Here is a 15333-nt window from a genome sequence, read left to right as displayed (position 1 = left end):
TCAGTTGCCCAGGCGGCGTCCCTGCCCGTCATAGAAGTCGATCTCCGCGATGTCCGCGTTGTTCCGCGGCGAGCCGTTGTACGTCTCGGCGTTCACGGTCACCCTGACGGTGTCGGCCGTCACCGGCGTGGAGAGGGTGAACGTCGCGTCGGGGGACGTGTTCCCGGTGAGCGAGGCCACCTGCCGAAGCGGCCCGCTGCCGGACGACGTGCTCAGGGCCAGGTCCCCCAGTGTCATGTCCCCGAGGTTGCGGCCGTGGACGACGACCTTGCCGAGCTCAGCGCTCCGGTTCAGTCGCAATTCGATCCAGTGCGGCATGGCCGTCGCGGCCGAGGACCAGAAGGTGCCGGCGCTGCCGTCCACCGCGTTGTACGGGTAGAAGCTGGTGTTCCAGAACACCTCGTCGTCCATGGAGTCCGCGGTCACCGAGGTCAGGGGCAGCCCCGACGGTCCGGTACGGCTGCCTCCGGCGGTCGTGACGGTTGCCTCTGCGAGGCTTGCACCGGCCGGGCACCGGGCGACGATGAACGACGGCGAGAGCACCGTCGTCCGTGCCGCGGGCGCGCCCCCGAAGGCGACCTCGCTGCCAGCGGTGAAGCCGTTGCCGGTGATCAGCACGCTGGTCGGTGCGGTGACGGTGCCCTGGCGCGGGCTGAGTGCGTCCACCCGGGGGCCTCCGGACGTCGCCAGGTGCCGGTACGCCGGCTCCAGGCCCGCGTTGCCGAGGATGTCGGCCGGCATGTCGGCAGGGCCCGGACGCAGCGGCAGCTGGGTGTTGTCGGAGTACTGCATGTCCACCGCTGCCGGCGAGCACGGGTAGACCGCGATCTGGTCGGCGTGGTAGTTGCCGGTGAAGCGCAGATGCCCGACCGGGGCACACCCGCCGTTGCCCGCGCTGTTGTTGAACTCGATGTTGCGGGTCCAGGTGATCCACTGGCTGCCGATGTCGTTGTAGAGCGTCAGACCGCTGTGCTCGTCGTTGAAGACGACGTTGCCGCTGACCGCCGTACCGTGGCTGAAGCTCCCCTCCTCGTCCACCGTCCCGTCCGCGCGGTGCAGGGTCTCGCCCTGGTGGCCTTCGAGGTAGATGGCGCCGCCGTCGGCGAGCACCTGGTGGAAGTCGTGGACCAGGTTGTCCGTGATGGAGTTGTCGGCGTTGATGTTGGTGGTGACGTCGGGGTGGTCGGCGGTGTCGAGGTGTCCCGCGTTCACCCCGCTGTCGATGCCGTCCCAGGGCACGTCGACGATCTCGTTGTGCGTCACGGTCGTGTGGCGGCTGTAGAAGAGCAGGATGCCGTCCGCACCGTGGTACTCGGCGCCGATGTTGTGGATGTAGTTGTTCTCGATCCTCGTGCCGGTGTTGATCTCACGGTCGTCCGCGCCCACGTCGGCGGGGTGCGGGTCGTCGGTGCTGCCGAGCGTGAGGCCGCCCCCGGAGATGTCCCCGAACTCGTTGCCGCTCACGACGTCGTTCCGGCTGCCGTGGGCGAGGGCGAGTCCGGCCGCGCCCAGATGCGTGAAGAGGCTGTCCCGGATGGTGACGTCGTGGGCTGCCTGCCAGGTGACCGCCGCCGGGTCCTGCGCGTTGGCGCCGAACGGGCAGGTGCCGGCGGGCCGGGTGAATCCGCAGGTGCCCTGCGGCCGCGGGCTCTGCGGCCCGGTGATCCGCACGTTGGCCTGGATCTCGGAGAACCCGCTGTCGCCGCTGGGGTCGAGCCACGTCGCGTACGCGTAGGTGATCCCGCTCAGCGTGATGTCGTGTACGGGCGCGTCGAGCGTGCCCTGCCCGGAGACCAGCGTCTGGAGGACGGGTGCCTCGATGTCCGCCCGGTTGGGGTCCGTGCCGGCCGGCGGGATGTACGAGATGGTGTGCCGCGTGCCGTCGAGGTACCACTGGCCCGGATGCAGCAGCTCGAACGCGTTCTCGATCCGGCTCGGCACGGCGTCCGCGGGCAGGTTCGGGAAGAAGTACGGGCTCTGCGCCTCCGGCATGGGCCGGTCGGTGACGTTGTCCCAGCAGGGCTGCCGCATGGTGATCCGGGTGCCGCTCACGGTGGACACCCGGCAGCGGCTCTCGGTCCAGGCTCCGTTGCCGCCGGTGTACACGAACTCCAGGCCGGAGGGGTCGCGCCAGTGGGAGTACGCGTCGTCGGCCGCGGTGTATCCGCCGGGAGCCCGTGTCAGGGCGGTGGGCGCATCCCCCTGGGCGACGGGGATGCGCTGCCCGTCGGCGTAGAGCTGCCGGGTCCGCAGGGAGGCGGGTACCGGCGCGGTCCACAGGCCGCGTGAGGCGTCCGTCAGCTTCCAGCCGGTGACGCGCCGGCCGCCGCTGAACTCGGGGCGGGCTCCCGGCTCCGGTCCCCAGACCACCCGGTGGCCACCGGTGCCGGAGTCGGCGGCGGTGAACCGCAGGGGGCCGTCGAGGCGGTAGGTGCCACCGGCCAGCCGGACCTGGAGGTCGCTGGTCATCCGGGGCGCGAGCGCGCGGACCCGCCGTTGGACGGACCCGAGGGAGCAGGGGTCGTCCACGGTGCAGCCGGTGCCCTTGCCGGTGGGGGCGACATGCAGGATCACGGACGAGGCCTGCGCCCGGGCGGGAGTGACCGCGGCTGCGAGAGCGAGGCCGGCGACGAGCGCGGCCCACACGCGGCGTGGTCTGCGTCGATGCATGGGGATTCCTTCGCGTGAGGTGATGGAGAGTTTAGTCAATCGATTGACTGAACGTAGTCCCACGGATGCCCCCCCGGCAATGCGTCTCGCATGACTTTCGCTGTTCACCAGCGCTGGATTTCGTTGACCTGGCGTCCGGACGAGGTTCATACTGCGCAAGCAATCGTTTGTTCCAGGCGGGCCCGGGCCTGCTGCGTGAGGAGGGGCCATGTCCACGACGAGGCAGCCGCTGCGCCTGCTGGGCCGCTCTTTCGACGGGTTCGACCGTGCGTTGGGCCGCCAGATGCCCGGGGCGGTGGCCGAGCCCGCCGAGCACCGGCTGCCCGACATCCTGGAGCTCCAGGAGCAGGTGGTGGCCGGGTCCGCGGCGACCAGCGGGGAGACCGATCTGCTGCTCGTGGTCACCGACTGGCTGCCCGCGCTGATCGCGGCCGGCAAGGTGCTCCCGCTCGACCCCTTCATCGCGCGGACCCCGCCCGAGGGATGGCCGGATGCCTGGCATCCGGCGCTGCGCGAGCTCCAGCGCGGGCCCGACGGATCGACCTACGGGGTGCCGTACCACGCGGGCCCGATGATGCTGCTGTACCGGGCGGACCACTACGACGATCCCGGCGAACAGGCCGGATTCGCCGAACGCTTCGGATACCCGCTGGCGGCGCCGGACACCTGGGAGCAGTACCTGGACCAGGCCCGATGGTTCACCCGGCCCGGGGAGGGCCGGTACGGGACGATCGCCGCGGGATATCCCGACGAGCACAACACGGTGTACGACTTCCTCACCCAGTTCTGGAGCCGGGGCGCGGAACTCACCGACGCCGAGGGGCGGTTGTCACTGGAGAGCGCCGAGGCGCTGGACTCGGCACGGTTCCTGTACGACCTGTGGCACACGCACCGGGTCGTCGATCCGGCGGGCGCGCAGTGGGACAGCGTGGCGAGCGGGGTGCGGTTCGCCGCCGGCGGGGCCTCGCTGATGGTCAACTGGAGCGGTTTCGCCGCGCTCTCCGCGCCCGCGGACAGCCCCACGCACGGCCGGGTGCGGTGCGCGCCCGTGCCGCGAGCCGCTGTGCCGGGCGGGACCCGGGTCGCGCTCAACAGCTACTGGGTGCTGGCCGTCGCCGCCGGGTCACGGCGTCCGGACGCCGCCTACGAGTTGCTCCGCGGGCTCACGACGCCCGAGATGGACCGGATCACGGCCCAGGAGGGCGGCACCGCGACCCGCCTCGACTCCTGGGCGGATCCGGCGGTCTCCGGTCTCGCGCCGTACTACGAGCAGTTCGAGGAGGCCCACGGGAACACCCGGTCGCTGCCGCGTGATCCGCGCTGGCCGCAGATCTCGGAAGTCCTCAACGACATGGTGGGTGCGCTGGTGAAGGGCTCGGCGCAGCCCGCGGCAGCGGTGGCCGTGGCCCACCGGCGGCTGACCGAGATCGGCTGAGCGCATGGACTTCCTGGTCGAGTTCGCGGTCACCCTGCCGCCGGGGATGCGGCTGCCGGAACGGCGCGCGTTGCTCGCCCGTGAGCGCACAAGGGGGCTGGAGCTGCGCGAGGCGGGCATCCTGGACCGGATCTGGCGGCTGCCGGGGCGCAACGCCAACGTCGGGGTGTGGACGGTGCCGGACACGGAAGCGCTGCACGAGGCAGTGACCAGCCTGCCGCTGTGGCCGTACGCGGAGGTCTCCGTGACGGCGCTGGCCCCTCACCCGCTGGAACGGGACCCGGCCGTGGAGTAGGAACTCTCCGGCCCGGTGGCTCACACGCTCTGCTCGGAGCTGCCGGGCCGGCGGCGGGCGGCACACGTCCTGCCCGCGCCGCCGCACCGCGATGTCGGCCCGCAGAGGTGGTCCGTGATTCCCGGTCAGCTACCGGGCGGTGCCGAGGTGGAGTCGCGCACCACCACTTCCACCGGGTCCGTCACCACTTCGGTGATCGGGTCCGCGGGCCCGCGCGCCGCCATCAGCTGCACGGCACGGGCACCGAGTTCGCCCAGCGGCATGCGGACCGTCGTGAGGGCGGGGACGAGGTGCCCGGCGAGCGGCATGTCGTGCATGGCGATCACGGAGATGTCGGCCGGGACGGCGAGCCCCGCGGCGTGCAGGGCGTGCAGGGCGCCGACCGCGGAAGCGACGTTGGCGACGAAGACGGCCGTCGGGCGGTCCGCCGCGGCCTGAGCGGTGAGGAGCGTGTCCATGGCGGCGCGTCCGCCCGCCGGCGTGTAGTCCGCGTGGACGATGAGGCGGGGGTCGACGGCGAGGCCGGCGCGCCCCAGGGCGGCGCTGTAGCCCATCCGCCGGCGGCGGGCGGTGTCGGCGGTCTCCGGGCCCGCGATGTGGGCGATCCGGCGGTGGCCCAGGGAGAGCAGGTGGTCGACGGCGAGGCCGCTGCCCTGCTCGTCGTCGAGGACGACATAGCGGTCGGTGCCGGTGATCCGGCGGTTGACCATGACCCATGGAACGCGGAGGATCCGCAGCTGCTCCAACTCGCGGCCGGTCTCGTCGCCGGCGAACAGCAGCCCGTCGACGCGCCCTTGGCCGAACAGGTCCACATAGTGCTCGACGCCCTGCCGGACCCCCTCCGAGCTGGCCGTCATCAGTCCGTACCCGAGCTTGCCGGCCTCCGTCTCCGCGCCCTTGATGATCTCCGCGTAGACAGGATTGGCGAAGTCGGGGATGAACAGGCCGAGCATGTACGAGCGGGCCGTGCGCAGGCTGCGCGCCGCCGCGTTGCGCCGGTAGCCGAGCTTCTCGATCGTCTCCAGGACGCGCTTTCGGGTGTCCGGCCGGATGTTGAGACGCGGGTCGTCGTTGATGACCCGGGAGACCACGGACCGGTCCACCCCGGCGAGCAGGGCCACATCGCTCAGCGTGACCTTGCCCGGAGTGGGCGCGGAAGTGCCGGGGGTGGTCCTGCCAGGGGCGGCTCGCTCGCCGCCCTGTGCACGTTTCGGTGTCATCACCGTCATCATTCCATGGACATGCTGTGGCCGGAGTCCATCGAGGCGTACAGCCGGTCGACCAGCCGGATCGTGCCGAGGTTGTCCCGGGCGGAAGGAAAGGGTTCGCCGCCGTCCGCGACCGCGCTCAGCAGGGAGGCCATGGGACCGGCGAAGGCATCGGGGATCCAGCGCCGGGTGACGGGGTACGGCAGCCAGCCATCGGTGGGCAGCGAGGAGCTGTTGACCTCGGCGGTGTCCGGCCGGCCGCGAGGGTAGTCGTAGAGCAGGCCCAGCGTGCCGCGGATGCTGCCCTCGGAGCCGTCGACCCGGAAGGTCGCCCGGGGGTCGGCCGTGCGGTTCTCGTGGGTGGCGTGCACGAGGGCGCGGGCGTTGCCGGGGAAGACCAGGGTGCTCATGGTGCGGGTCTCACCGGCAGCGAGCTGGCCCGGAGTGCGGCCGCCCGCGCAGAAGACGGTCTCGGGGTCGCCGAGCACGGAGCGTACGGCGTCGAGGTAGTGGATCGAGTGGTACATGATCTCCAGCCGCTCGCTGCGGACCAGCCACGGCCAGGGCGCCCAGTCGGTGGCGATGTCCACGGTGAACGTCATGGCGGTCGGCTCGCCTATCCACCCGGCGCCGACCATGGCGCGTGCGGCCGCGATGCCCTCGTCGTAGCGCAGCTGCTGATTCACCGCGATCTTCAGGCCGAGCCGTTCGGCGGTCTCGATCAGCTTCTCGCCGGTCGGCTCGTCGGGCACGAACGGTTTCTGGCACAGCAGGTGCTTTCCGGCTTCCAGGGCGCGCAGGGCGATCTCCGGCTGGGCACCCGGAGCGACCGCGATGTCCAGCACGCGCACCCCGGGGTCGGCCAGCAGCTCGTCCAGTGAGCCGTACACGGTGGGCACACCGTGCCGCCGGGCCACCTCGTGCGCCCGTTCCGGGTCGAGGTCGAACAGTCCCCGGACGGTCAGGCCCGCTTGCCGGTACGCCGGCAGGTGGGCGACGTCGACGATGGCGCCCGCGCCGACGACGGCGATCGGCAGCCGGTGGCCGGGCTCCACGCGGATGTCGCAGGCGGCTGCGATGGGAGCGAATACGTCCAGCATGCGGGGTCCTTCCGGGACTAGGGACGAGGCGCCGGCGGCTGCACGAGCTCCAGCACGATCCGGTCGGGGTCCTCGAAGTAGCAGGTCCAGCCGCCCTCGTTGACGCCGGACGTGATCGCGTTGGGCGGGGAGAAGAACCGCACGCCCGCCGCGGCCAGCCGCTCGTGCAGCCGGTGGATGTCGCCGACGGTCAGCGCGAGGTGCGCCGCCCCCGGGTGACGGATCTCCGGGTCCTGCCGGGTGCCGGCCGGGTGTACGTACTCCACCAGCTCCAGGTCGTGTGTGGAGCGCCCGGGTGTCCTGCCGGGGACCGCCAGCTGGGCGATCCGCAGATGCGCGTCCGGGTAGCCGACCAGCCTGCCGGTGTAACCGCCGCGCTGCTCCTGGCTGTGAACGTGCTCGAAGCCCAGCAGCCGGGTGTAGAAGTCCACCGAGCGTTCGATGTCCGCCACGGTGAAGCTGAAGTGCCATACGCCATGCAGCATGTGCGTCCTCTCTCGCACCGGAACGCGGCCGGTGCCGGTGGTGCGGCTAGTCCATCTCCAAGCCGCCGCAGACGTTCAGCGCCTGTCCGGTGACGTACGACGAATCGTCGGAGAGCAGGAAGGAGACGACACCCGCGATCTCTTGCGGGGTCTCGATCCGGCCGAGCGGGATCTTCGCCGCCTGCCGGGCGAAGGACTCCTCGGCCGTTATCCCTTCGATCTCCGCTTTCTGCCGGTGGATGGCCCGGGTCATCTCCGTGTCCACCACCCCGGGGCACACGGCGTTGACGCGGATACCGTGCCCGGCCAGCGACAGGGCCGCCGACCTGACCAGGCTGATCACCCCCGCCTTGCTGGCCGCGTAGTCCGCACAGGTGGCCCGCGGTCCCCGGCCCGCCACCGAGGAGACCGCGACCATGGTGCCGCCGCCGTGGGCGACCGCCCGCAGGGCCGTCCTCTGAAGCAGCACGAACATGCCCTTGAGGTTCACCGCCATCGTGGCGTCCCAGTCCTCGGCGGGCAGTTCGAGGAACGGGTGGTTGCGGACGATGCCGTGCGCGCCGGCGGCGAGCGTCACCGGCCCGAGATCCTCCTCCGCGCGTGCCAGCGCGGCGTCGACCGCGGCCGTGTCGGTCACGTCCACCAGGTATCCCGCTGCGTTTCCGCCCGCCCTGCGGAGGGCCTCGGCGGTCAGTTCCACGCTCTCCGCGGAGATGTCCATCAGCGCCACGCGCGCACCCTGCTCGGCGAGCAGCAGCGCGCAGGCCCGACCGATGCCGCCGCCCGCCCCCGTGACCACGGCCGTGCGGCCTTCGAAGCGTCCCATGTGCCATCTCCTTCGACCTGCTGCCGCCGACCCGTCGGGCGACCCCGGACAGTCGCCTTCGCCTCGCGCTTCCCCGGGACCGCTCACACCGGGGCGTGCCACTGCGAGAGCGCCGCGTCGATCGTCGTATGCGGATTGCCGACATACTCCTCGGGCCGCAGCTCGGCCGTCTCCTCGGCCGCCTGGCCGGAGAGCATGGCTTCCAGCACGGTGCCCAGTCTCTCCCCGGACTCCCGGCACCGGCGGGCCGCGGCGTACACCACGTCGTGGGCACGCTCCCGGCCCAGGCGTGGCGCCAGCCTGATCATGTACGCCTCCGACATCACCAGGCCGGAGTCCGCATCGAGATTCCGCCGCATCGCTTCGGGGAACACCTGGAGTCCCTCAGCGATCCCCCGGGTGGTGGCCAGCGCCCCGGCGGCGAGGGCGACCAGCTGGGGCAGTACCTGCCACTCCGCCTGCCATTCACCGGCCGCCCGTTCGTGGCCCGCCTCCATCACGCGATACAGGGCGGAGGTGAGCGCGCCCGCGGTGATGGACATGCCGATGACAGCCTCGGACTCGACGGGGTTGGCCTTCTGCGGCATGGTCGAGGAGGCGCCACGCAGGTGCCCGGCCGCTTCCGACACCTCGGCGATCTCGGTCCTGGACAGGTCGACGACCTCACGGGCGAAGCGGGCGCAGGTCGCGGCGAGCAGGGCGCAGACCGCGCCGAACTCCGCCACCCGGTCGCGAGCGACGTGCCAGGAGATGTCGGTGGTCCTCAGATCGAGCAGTTCGGCGACCCGCCGGCGCACCGCGACCGCGTCCGCCCCGTACGCGGCGGAGGTACCGCCGGCGCCGAACAGGGAGACCGTGGCGATGGACCGCCGGGCGCCGGCCAGCCTGGCCCGGTCGCGGGTGAGCTCGCCCAGGTAGCCGGCCATCTTGGCACCGAAGGTGGTCGGCACGGCCTGGAGGGCGTGGGTGCGGCCGGCGATCACCAGTCCGGCGTGGGCGGTGGCCAGTTCCGCGACCGCTTCGCCGAGGCCGGCGAGCAGCTCGCCCAGCCTGGCGCCGGCCGCGTCGAACTGAAGAGCCAGACCGGAGTCCATGATGTCCTGGGTGGTGGCGCCGTAGTGCACCCGCCCGCGGTGCTCCTCGGGCAGTGCCTCGTCGAGCTGCCGTACCAGTGGCAGGATCGGATATCCGACGTTGCGAGTCTCCCGCCACAGCCGCACCGGGTCGATGACCGCGCCCGTGGCGGCTTCGGCGATGGCGGCCCCGGTCTCCACCGCGATCACCCCGGCCTCCGCCTGGGCCGTGGCGAGCGCCCCCTCGACCCGCATCCACGACGCGATGAGCTCCTGCTCGGACAGGATGGCGGCCATGCGTTCGTCCCCGTACAGGCCGACGAGCATCTCAAAACGCTGCGGACTCATCGTCCCCCTCTCCTGGCTCCCTGCGACCGGAACGGCGTACCGTCACGGTGGCGGCCGCATCAGATCAATCGTTTGTCTAAACCTAGGCCCGAAGAGCCCCGCGGGCAAGCGCCGAATGAGTCACCCCAGCCGATTCATGGCAGTTCAAAGGTATCTCCTTGTCAGGCATTCAGCGTTCGCCTACATTCTAAGCAATCGATTGACTCTCACGAGTAAGGGACGGCGGCGGAGGCACCATGCGGGAAGACCTCTTGGCGGATCTGCGGGCGATGTGGCGCATCCGCGCGTTCGAGGAGAAGGCGCAGGCCCTGTGCGATTCCGGTGAGATCCGGGGGTCGGTGCACCTGTGCATCGGACAGGAAGCGGGACCGGTCGGTGCGTGTGACGCACTCGAGGGTTCGGACGCGCTCTTCGCGACCTACCGTGGCCACGGCTGGGCCATCGCCCGCGGGGCGCCGCTGCGGCCCCTGATGGCCGAGCTGCTGGGCCGGGCCACCGGGGTGAACGGCGGCCGTGGCGGCTCGGCGTATCTGAGCGCGCCGGAGCACGGCTTCCACGGTGAGAACTCGATCGTGGGAGCGGGCGCACCCATCGCGGTGGGCGCGGCCCTGGCGGGGCGGTACGACGGTACGCACCGGGTGGCGATGACGGTCTTCGGTGACGGCGCGATGAACCAGGGCTCCGTGCACGAGGCGATGAACTTCGCCGCGGCCGCGCGGCTGCCTGTGCTGTTCCTCTGCGAGAACAATCGCTGGTCGGAGCTGACGCCGATCCGGGAGACCGTGCACAACGAGACCCTGACCGACCGGCCGGCGGCACTGGGCATGCCGGCCGTGCGGATCGACGGCAACAACCCGGCCGTCGTCCGGGAGACCGTGTCCGATCTGGTGGAGGCCGCGCGGGAGGGCGGCGGCCCCGCCTTCGTGGAGCTGAGCACGCAGCGGCTGGTGGGCCACTACGTGGGTGATCCCCAGCTCTACCGCACCCGTGAGGAGCTTGCCGCCGACCGGGAGCGCGAGCCGATCGCCGTGGCGGTCCGCCGGCTGGCCGAGGCCGGCGTGGACGAGGGCGAGATCGAGGAGGCGCGGAGCAGCGCCTTCGCGGAGGTCGAGCGGGCCGTGCAGGACGCGCTGGCCGATCCACCGGCGAGCCGGGGCAGCGTGAGGGAGCACATCTATGCCTGACGACGAGATCATCAAGGTCAACTACTCGGGCGCGGTCAACGCCGCCCTACGGCGCGTTCTGGCCGAGGTTCCCCAGACGCTGCTCTATGGCGAGGACGTCGCCAAACCGGGCGGTGTGCACGGCGTGACCAAGGGGCTGTGGAAGGAGTTCGGCGAACGGGTCTTCGATACACCCATCAGCGAGTCGGCAATACTCGGTTCCGCGGTGGGTGCGGCGATGATGGGTCGCCGGCCGATCGTCGAGATCATGTGGGCGGATTTCTTCCTGGTCGCCCTCGACCAGATGATCAACCAGGCGGCGAACGTGCGGTACGTGTCGGGGGGCCGGCTGACCGCGCCACTGGTGGTCCGAACCCAGCAGGGCAACTCCCCCGGCGCGTGCGCACAGCACTCCCAGAACCTGGAGGCGCTGTTCCTGCATGTCCCCGGGCTGCGGGTCGCCATGCCGTCCACTCCGCAGGACGCGTACGACACCATGGTCTCGGCCGTGTACTGCGACGACCCCGTGGTCGTCTTCGACAACCGCACCTTGTACTTCGGCGAGAAGCAGGAGATCGTCACGGGCCGGCCCCCGGCTCCGGTGGGCGGCAGCCTGCGACGCCGCTCCGGCTCTGCGGCCACCGTCGTCACCTGGGGTGCCATCACCCACCGCGTCCTGACGGCGGCGGACCGCCTGGCCGAGCGCGGAGTGCGGGTGACGGTGATCGAGCTCCCCTGGCTCAATCCCTTCGACGGGGACGCGGTCATCGACTCCGTCTCCCGCACCGACGGCCGACTCGCGGTGGTCCACGAGGCCAACGTGACCGCGGGTTTCGGCGCCGAGGTGGTCGCCCGGGTCGCAGAGGCAGGCGTCCTGCGTGGCCGCCCGGTCCGCATAGGAGTCCCCGACTCCCGTATCCCGGCTTCCCCCGAACTGGCGGCGGCTCTGATCCCGGACGTGGACCGCATCACCATGGAGGTGGGCCGACTCGCCGGTGAGTGAGGCCGGTGGAGCGGTCGGTCGCCCGTTCCACCGGGGCGCGCGTCTCAGTCCGGCGCCGGGGAGCATGATCCTCCTCGGACTGCACTGGTCACGAAATCCGCCGCTGTCCTGGTCTCCACGGCGTCCTACAACCGGATGGTGTACGGGGTTCTGGAGAACGCGCAGTGGCTCTGCCAGCCTTGGCGGGACAGTGCCTCGACGGGCAAATCGCCTGCTACGTCCATCGGCTGCCGCAACGTGCCCTGAGGCGGCGCCCTCCTTCCCTTGGGGAGGATGCCTCTCGGCGCGGTGCTCCGAGGCCCAGGGCTCAGCGCAGGAACCGGTGCCCATGGTCGGTGGAGGCAAGGACAACTGCGCCACGGGTCTGTACGGTGAGTGGTGTAACTCCCGAGCTGGAAGCGACAGTTGATGACTGACGTGACGAGTGGCAGCGAGGCCGGGAAGGCCCCTGTGAGTGGGACGGGCGCCGTGGATGACGGGCTGGTCGCCGAGTTGGTGGCCCGGGCTCAGGCCGGTGGCGTGAAGCTCACCGGGGAGGGTGGCCTGCTGCAGCTGCTGACCAAGCGGGTGCTGGAGTCTGCCCTGGAGGGCGAGCTCACTGATCATCTGGGGCACCAGCCCGGTGAGCGGGCCGAGGGCGGTCGGGACAACTACCGCAACGGGCACCGGTCCAAGACCGTGGTCACCGAGTCGGGGCCGGTCGAGATCTCGGTGCCGCGGGACCGGGCGGGGTCGTTCGAGCCGCAGCTGGTCAAGAAGCGTCAGCGGCGTCTGGGCGGGGTGGACGAGATGGTCCTGTCGCTGTCGGCGAAAGGGCTGACGCATGGGGAGATCTCCGCGCATCTCGCCGAGGTGTACGGCACGGAGATCTCCAAGTCCACGATCTCCGCGATCACCGACAGTGTGATGGCTGGCATGGCGGAATGGCAGAACCGCCCGCTGGACAGCGTCTACCCGGTCGTCTTCATCGATTGTGTGAACGTGAAGGTCAGGGACGGGCAGGTCGCCAACCGGCCTGTCTACATGGCGGTGGCGGTCACTGCCGAGGGGCATCGGGACATTCTGGGTCTGTGGATCGGCGACGGCGGGGAGGGCGCAAAGTACTGGCTCCAGGTCCTGACCGAGATCAAGAATCGCGGCGCGGCTGATGTCCTGATGCTGGTCTGTGACGGCCTGACCGGCCTGCCGGACGCCGTGAACACCGTCTGGCCTGCGACGATCGTCCAGACCTGTGTCGTTCACCTGCTGCGGAACAGCTTTCGTTACGCGGCCCGGCAGGACTGGGAGAAGATCGCGAGGGCGCTCAGGCCCGTCTACACCGCGGCAACCGAGGACGCCGCCCTGGAGCGGTTTGTGGAGTTCACCGACGCCTGGAGCAAAAAGTATCCGGCGATCGTTCGCCTCTGGGAGGCGGCCTGGGCGGAGTTCGTGCCCTTCCTCCAGTTCGACGTGGAGATCCGCAAGATCGTCTGCACCACCAACGCGATCGAGAGTATCAACGCGCGGATCCGCAGGGCCGTCCGGGCCCGGGGGCACTTCCCCACCGACCAGGCCGCCCTCAAATGCGTCTACCTGGCCGTCATGAGCCTGGACCCGACCGGCACCGGACGCAAACGCTGGACCATGCGCTGGAAGGCCGCACTCCAAGCCTTCGACATCACCTTCGACGGCCGGCTCACCGCCGGACGCCGCTGAAGAAAACCGACCGAGTTCCACCGTTTGCTACACAGACCCCATAGGTCATGTCTGCCACCCACAGCTGGTCCGGCCGTGAGGCAGTGAAGTCTCGGTCGACCAGGTCCGGCGGGCGTGGCGCCGACGGCTCCGACACGGTGGTCCGCCGCCGTTGCCCGCGGATGACGCCTTCCAGGCCCAGTTCGGCCATCAGCCGCTCGACGGTGCAGCGGGCCACGGCGACGCCTTTGCGGCGCAGGGCCCGGGCGATCCGGCGGGCTCCATAGGTGCCACCCGACTCGCCATGGACCTGCTCGATCAGCGGCATGAGCTGCTCGTCGCGGAGCCGGCGAGCCGACTTCGGCCGCTTCTTGCGGGCGAAGTACGTGGACGGCGACAGCTCCAGAACCCGGCAGACGGGATCGACCCCGAAGCCCTTGTCGCGCAGGTGGTCGATCACCTGCTCGGCCTCGTCCGGGGACGGTCGATCTCCTGGGCAAAAAACACACTGGCGGCTTTCAGGATCTCATTCGCCCGCTTCAACTCGGCGTTCTCCCTGCGGAGTTGCTTGAGTTCCTCGCGCTCGGCGGTCGTGAGCCGGTCATCCCGCTCGCCACTGTCGGCCTCGGCCTGGCGGACCCAGCCGCGCAGGGCCTCCTTGTGGATGCCCAGGTCCTTCGCGACGTGGGCGATGGGGCGGCCGGTGGCGCGGACCTCACGGATCGCGCGCTCGCGGAGCTCGTCGGGGTATTTACGCGGTGCTGCCATGGTGCTGGTGGTTCTCCTTCGCCAGGACCGTAACCCTGGCATCACGGACTCCACAAATCTCAGTACAGCTCATTGATGCATCGTGGACGACTCTTGCCCGCCGCGCTGTCGCTCACGCATGACGATGAACTCGTGATGCTACGCGAATCGTGCCCTGAAGCAGTTTCGGTGGCGGTCGTGACAGGTGATGTGTGCTTCGACCGGTTGGTGGCGAGCGTGCCGCTGCGGGAACGCTACCGGCGGGCGTTGGGCATGCGTGTGGGGCAGAAGCTAGCCTCGAACTTTCGTGACGGCCTCGTTGCGGAAGCGTCTGCGGGCGCGCACGGCCTTGCGGATCCGGGCGTTGACGCTTTCGATCGCGTTCGTGCTGCAGATGACCGTGCGTATCTCGACGCCGAACGAGCGGCTGTTGCCGTTGTTCTTCCCGGCCGGATCGTGCTTCTCGTAGCCGACGTGGTCGGCAATCTCACCCTCCAGAGCGGACTCCAGCAGCCGCTTGGTCAACTGCTGCAACAGCTCGCCCTCGCCGGTCAGCTGCAGTCCCTCCCCTGTTCCGGGCCCGGTCAACCAGCATCGCCATGAGCTGTTCGTCCGACACCGCACTCGACGGTGCCTGAACCACCGGCTCAGGCTGCTCGTTCTCCACGGCGGTCCCCGTCATCAGACGCATCTCCTTGATCATCAGATCCGCCGTTGATTGGACACTCCCGGTTCCCACCTCGGCGTGGACGCCGGCCGTCGAACCCGGCGGTGAGATCCGTGACGGTGCCGGGGTCGCCGAACTCGGCGGAGATGTGCTGGACGACCGACCCAAGGGCATGCGGCTGCGCATCCGCCGGAACGTCCGCACGCCCCGGCGATCAGTTGCGCTTCACCGACGCCGACGGCATGCGGCTCACGGCGTTCCCCACCAACACAAGAACGTTCCGATCGCGGCGCTGGAGCCGCGGCACCGCCAGCGGGCCTGCGCCGAGGACCACATCCGCACAGCCCGCGTCACCGGACTACGCAACTTGCCCCTGCACGACGCCGCACAGAACCAGAGTTAGCCGGCGATCATCCAGACCGCCCTCGACATGCTGGGGCCTGGATGCCGATGCTCGTCCTCACCTGCCCTGCCCGGCTGTGGGAACCCCGCCGCCCACCTTCGGTTCTAGTGGTCGTTGCAACACCCCAGTTCAAGGGGTGCGATGGGCTTCGAGATCCGTAGGGTTCGTACGGCTCAGGGGCCGGTGAAGCTTTGGGCCGAGCGGGAGGAATACTTCCGGCTCGTGCAGATGGGGCT

The 15333-nt window shown here is 70.4% G+C and carries 13 protein-coding genes and 2 pseudogenes; 6 read left to right on the top strand and 9 right to left on the bottom strand.

Translation table 11 applies throughout. The annotated features are described in order from the left end of the window. Window positions 1–2670 carry a discoidin domain-containing protein gene (locus Sm713_RS30895; protein ID WP_212913268.1) on the bottom strand — a complete coding sequence of 890 codons (2670 nt, stop codon included), beginning with the start codon at window positions 2668–2670 and terminating at the stop codon, window positions 1–3. A gap of 208 nt (window positions 2671–2878) precedes the next feature. Between Sm713_RS30895 and Sm713_RS30890 the strand changes: the two genes are divergently transcribed. Continuing rightward, window positions 2879–4105 (top strand): extracellular solute-binding protein, encoded by a 1227-nt coding sequence (locus tag Sm713_RS30890; protein ID WP_212913267.1) that lies wholly within the window; start codon window positions 2879–2881, stop codon window positions 4103–4105. Window positions 4106–4109: 4 nt separating this feature from the next. Continuing rightward, window positions 4110–4400 (top strand): muconolactone Delta-isomerase, encoded by a 291-nt coding sequence (locus Sm713_RS30885; protein ID WP_212913266.1) that lies wholly within the window; start codon window positions 4110–4112, stop codon window positions 4398–4400. A 125-nt stretch (window positions 4401–4525) separates the two neighbouring features. Here the strand turns inward: Sm713_RS30885 and Sm713_RS30880 are convergent, their stop codons facing one another. The 5 genes from Sm713_RS30880 to Sm713_RS30860 form a co-directional block, all read right to left on the bottom strand. Then, on the bottom strand, window positions 4526–5620 hold the full coding sequence (locus tag Sm713_RS30880; RefSeq protein WP_212913265.1) for a LacI family DNA-binding transcriptional regulator: 1095 nt from the start codon (window positions 5618–5620) through the stop codon (window positions 4526–4528). Window positions 5621–5628: 8 nt separating this feature from the next. Continuing rightward, window positions 5629–6708 (bottom strand): Gfo/Idh/MocA family protein, encoded by a 1080-nt coding sequence (locus tag Sm713_RS30875; RefSeq protein WP_212913264.1) that lies wholly within the window; start codon window positions 6706–6708, stop codon window positions 5629–5631. A gap of 17 nt (window positions 6709–6725) precedes the next feature. Beyond that, window positions 6726–7193, bottom strand: a complete 468-nt coding sequence (locus tag Sm713_RS30870; RefSeq protein WP_212913263.1) for a VOC family protein — start codon at window positions 7191–7193, stop codon at window positions 6726–6728. Between the two features lie 46 nt (window positions 7194–7239). Further along, a complete protein-coding gene (locus Sm713_RS30865; protein ID WP_212913262.1) occupies window positions 7240–8019 on the bottom strand; it encodes an SDR family NAD(P)-dependent oxidoreductase in 780 nt (259 codons plus the stop codon). A gap of 83 nt (window positions 8020–8102) precedes the next feature. Further along, the gene (locus Sm713_RS30860) at window positions 8103–9440 is read right to left on the bottom strand and encodes an adenylosuccinate lyase family protein (RefSeq protein WP_212913261.1); all 1338 of its coding nucleotides are present in this window, start codon (window positions 9438–9440) and stop codon (window positions 8103–8105) included. Window positions 9441–9676: 236 nt separating this feature from the next. On the opposite strand from Sm713_RS30860, the gene Sm713_RS30855 reads away from it, so the two are divergent. The 3 genes from Sm713_RS30855 (at window position 9677) to Sm713_RS30845 (ending at window position 13301) form a co-directional block, all read left to right on the top strand. Next, complete coding sequence (locus Sm713_RS30855) at window positions 9677–10624, top strand: thiamine pyrophosphate-dependent dehydrogenase E1 component subunit alpha (protein ID WP_212913260.1); 948 nt, start codon at window positions 9677–9679, stop codon at window positions 10622–10624. Next, window positions 10617–11606 carry an alpha-ketoacid dehydrogenase subunit beta gene (locus Sm713_RS30850; RefSeq protein ID WP_212913259.1) on the top strand — a complete coding sequence of 330 codons (990 nt, stop codon included), beginning with the start codon at window positions 10617–10619 and terminating at the stop codon, window positions 11604–11606. The genes Sm713_RS30855 and Sm713_RS30850 overlap by 8 nt, the downstream gene beginning before the upstream one ends. 408 nt (window positions 11607–12014) lie before the next feature. Beyond that, entirely contained in the window at window positions 12015–13301 is a 1287-nt protein-coding gene (locus tag Sm713_RS30845; protein ID WP_212912260.1) for an IS256 family transposase, read from the top strand. Here the strand turns inward: Sm713_RS30845 and Sm713_RS30840 are convergent. The 3 genes and pseudogenes from Sm713_RS30840 to Sm713_RS41800 all read right to left on the bottom strand — a co-directional run. Next, a complete protein-coding gene (locus tag Sm713_RS30840; protein ID WP_212913258.1) occupies window positions 13282–13740 on the bottom strand; it encodes an IS3 family transposase in 459 nt (152 codons plus the stop codon). The genes Sm713_RS30845 and Sm713_RS30840 overlap by 20 nt on opposite strands. Further along, window positions 13737–14048: a transposase gene (locus tag Sm713_RS30835; RefSeq protein WP_212913257.1), complete on the bottom strand. Its 312-nt coding sequence runs from the start codon at window positions 14046–14048 to the stop codon at window positions 13737–13739. Before Sm713_RS30835 ends, Sm713_RS30840 begins: the two co-directional genes overlap by 4 nt. A 294-nt stretch (window positions 14049–14342) precedes the next feature. After that, window positions 14343–14447: pseudogene (locus tag Sm713_RS41800) on the bottom strand (transposase); the annotation flags it as partial. 311 nt (window positions 14448–14758) lie between these two features. On the opposite strand from Sm713_RS41800, the pseudogene Sm713_RS40850 reads away from it, so the two are divergent. Further along, window positions 14759–15189 (top strand): annotated as a pseudogene (locus Sm713_RS40850) (transposase); the annotation flags it as partial. Window positions 15190–15333 lie beyond the last annotated feature (144 nt).

It is taken from the genome of Streptomyces sp. TS71-3 (assembly GCF_018327685.1).
In the GTDB taxonomy this organism is placed as follows: domain Bacteria; phylum Actinomycetota; class Actinomycetes; order Streptomycetales; family Streptomycetaceae; genus Streptomyces.
The sequence above is the reverse complement of the archived record's forward strand: the minus strand, read 5'-3'. Positions and strand labels throughout refer to the sequence as shown.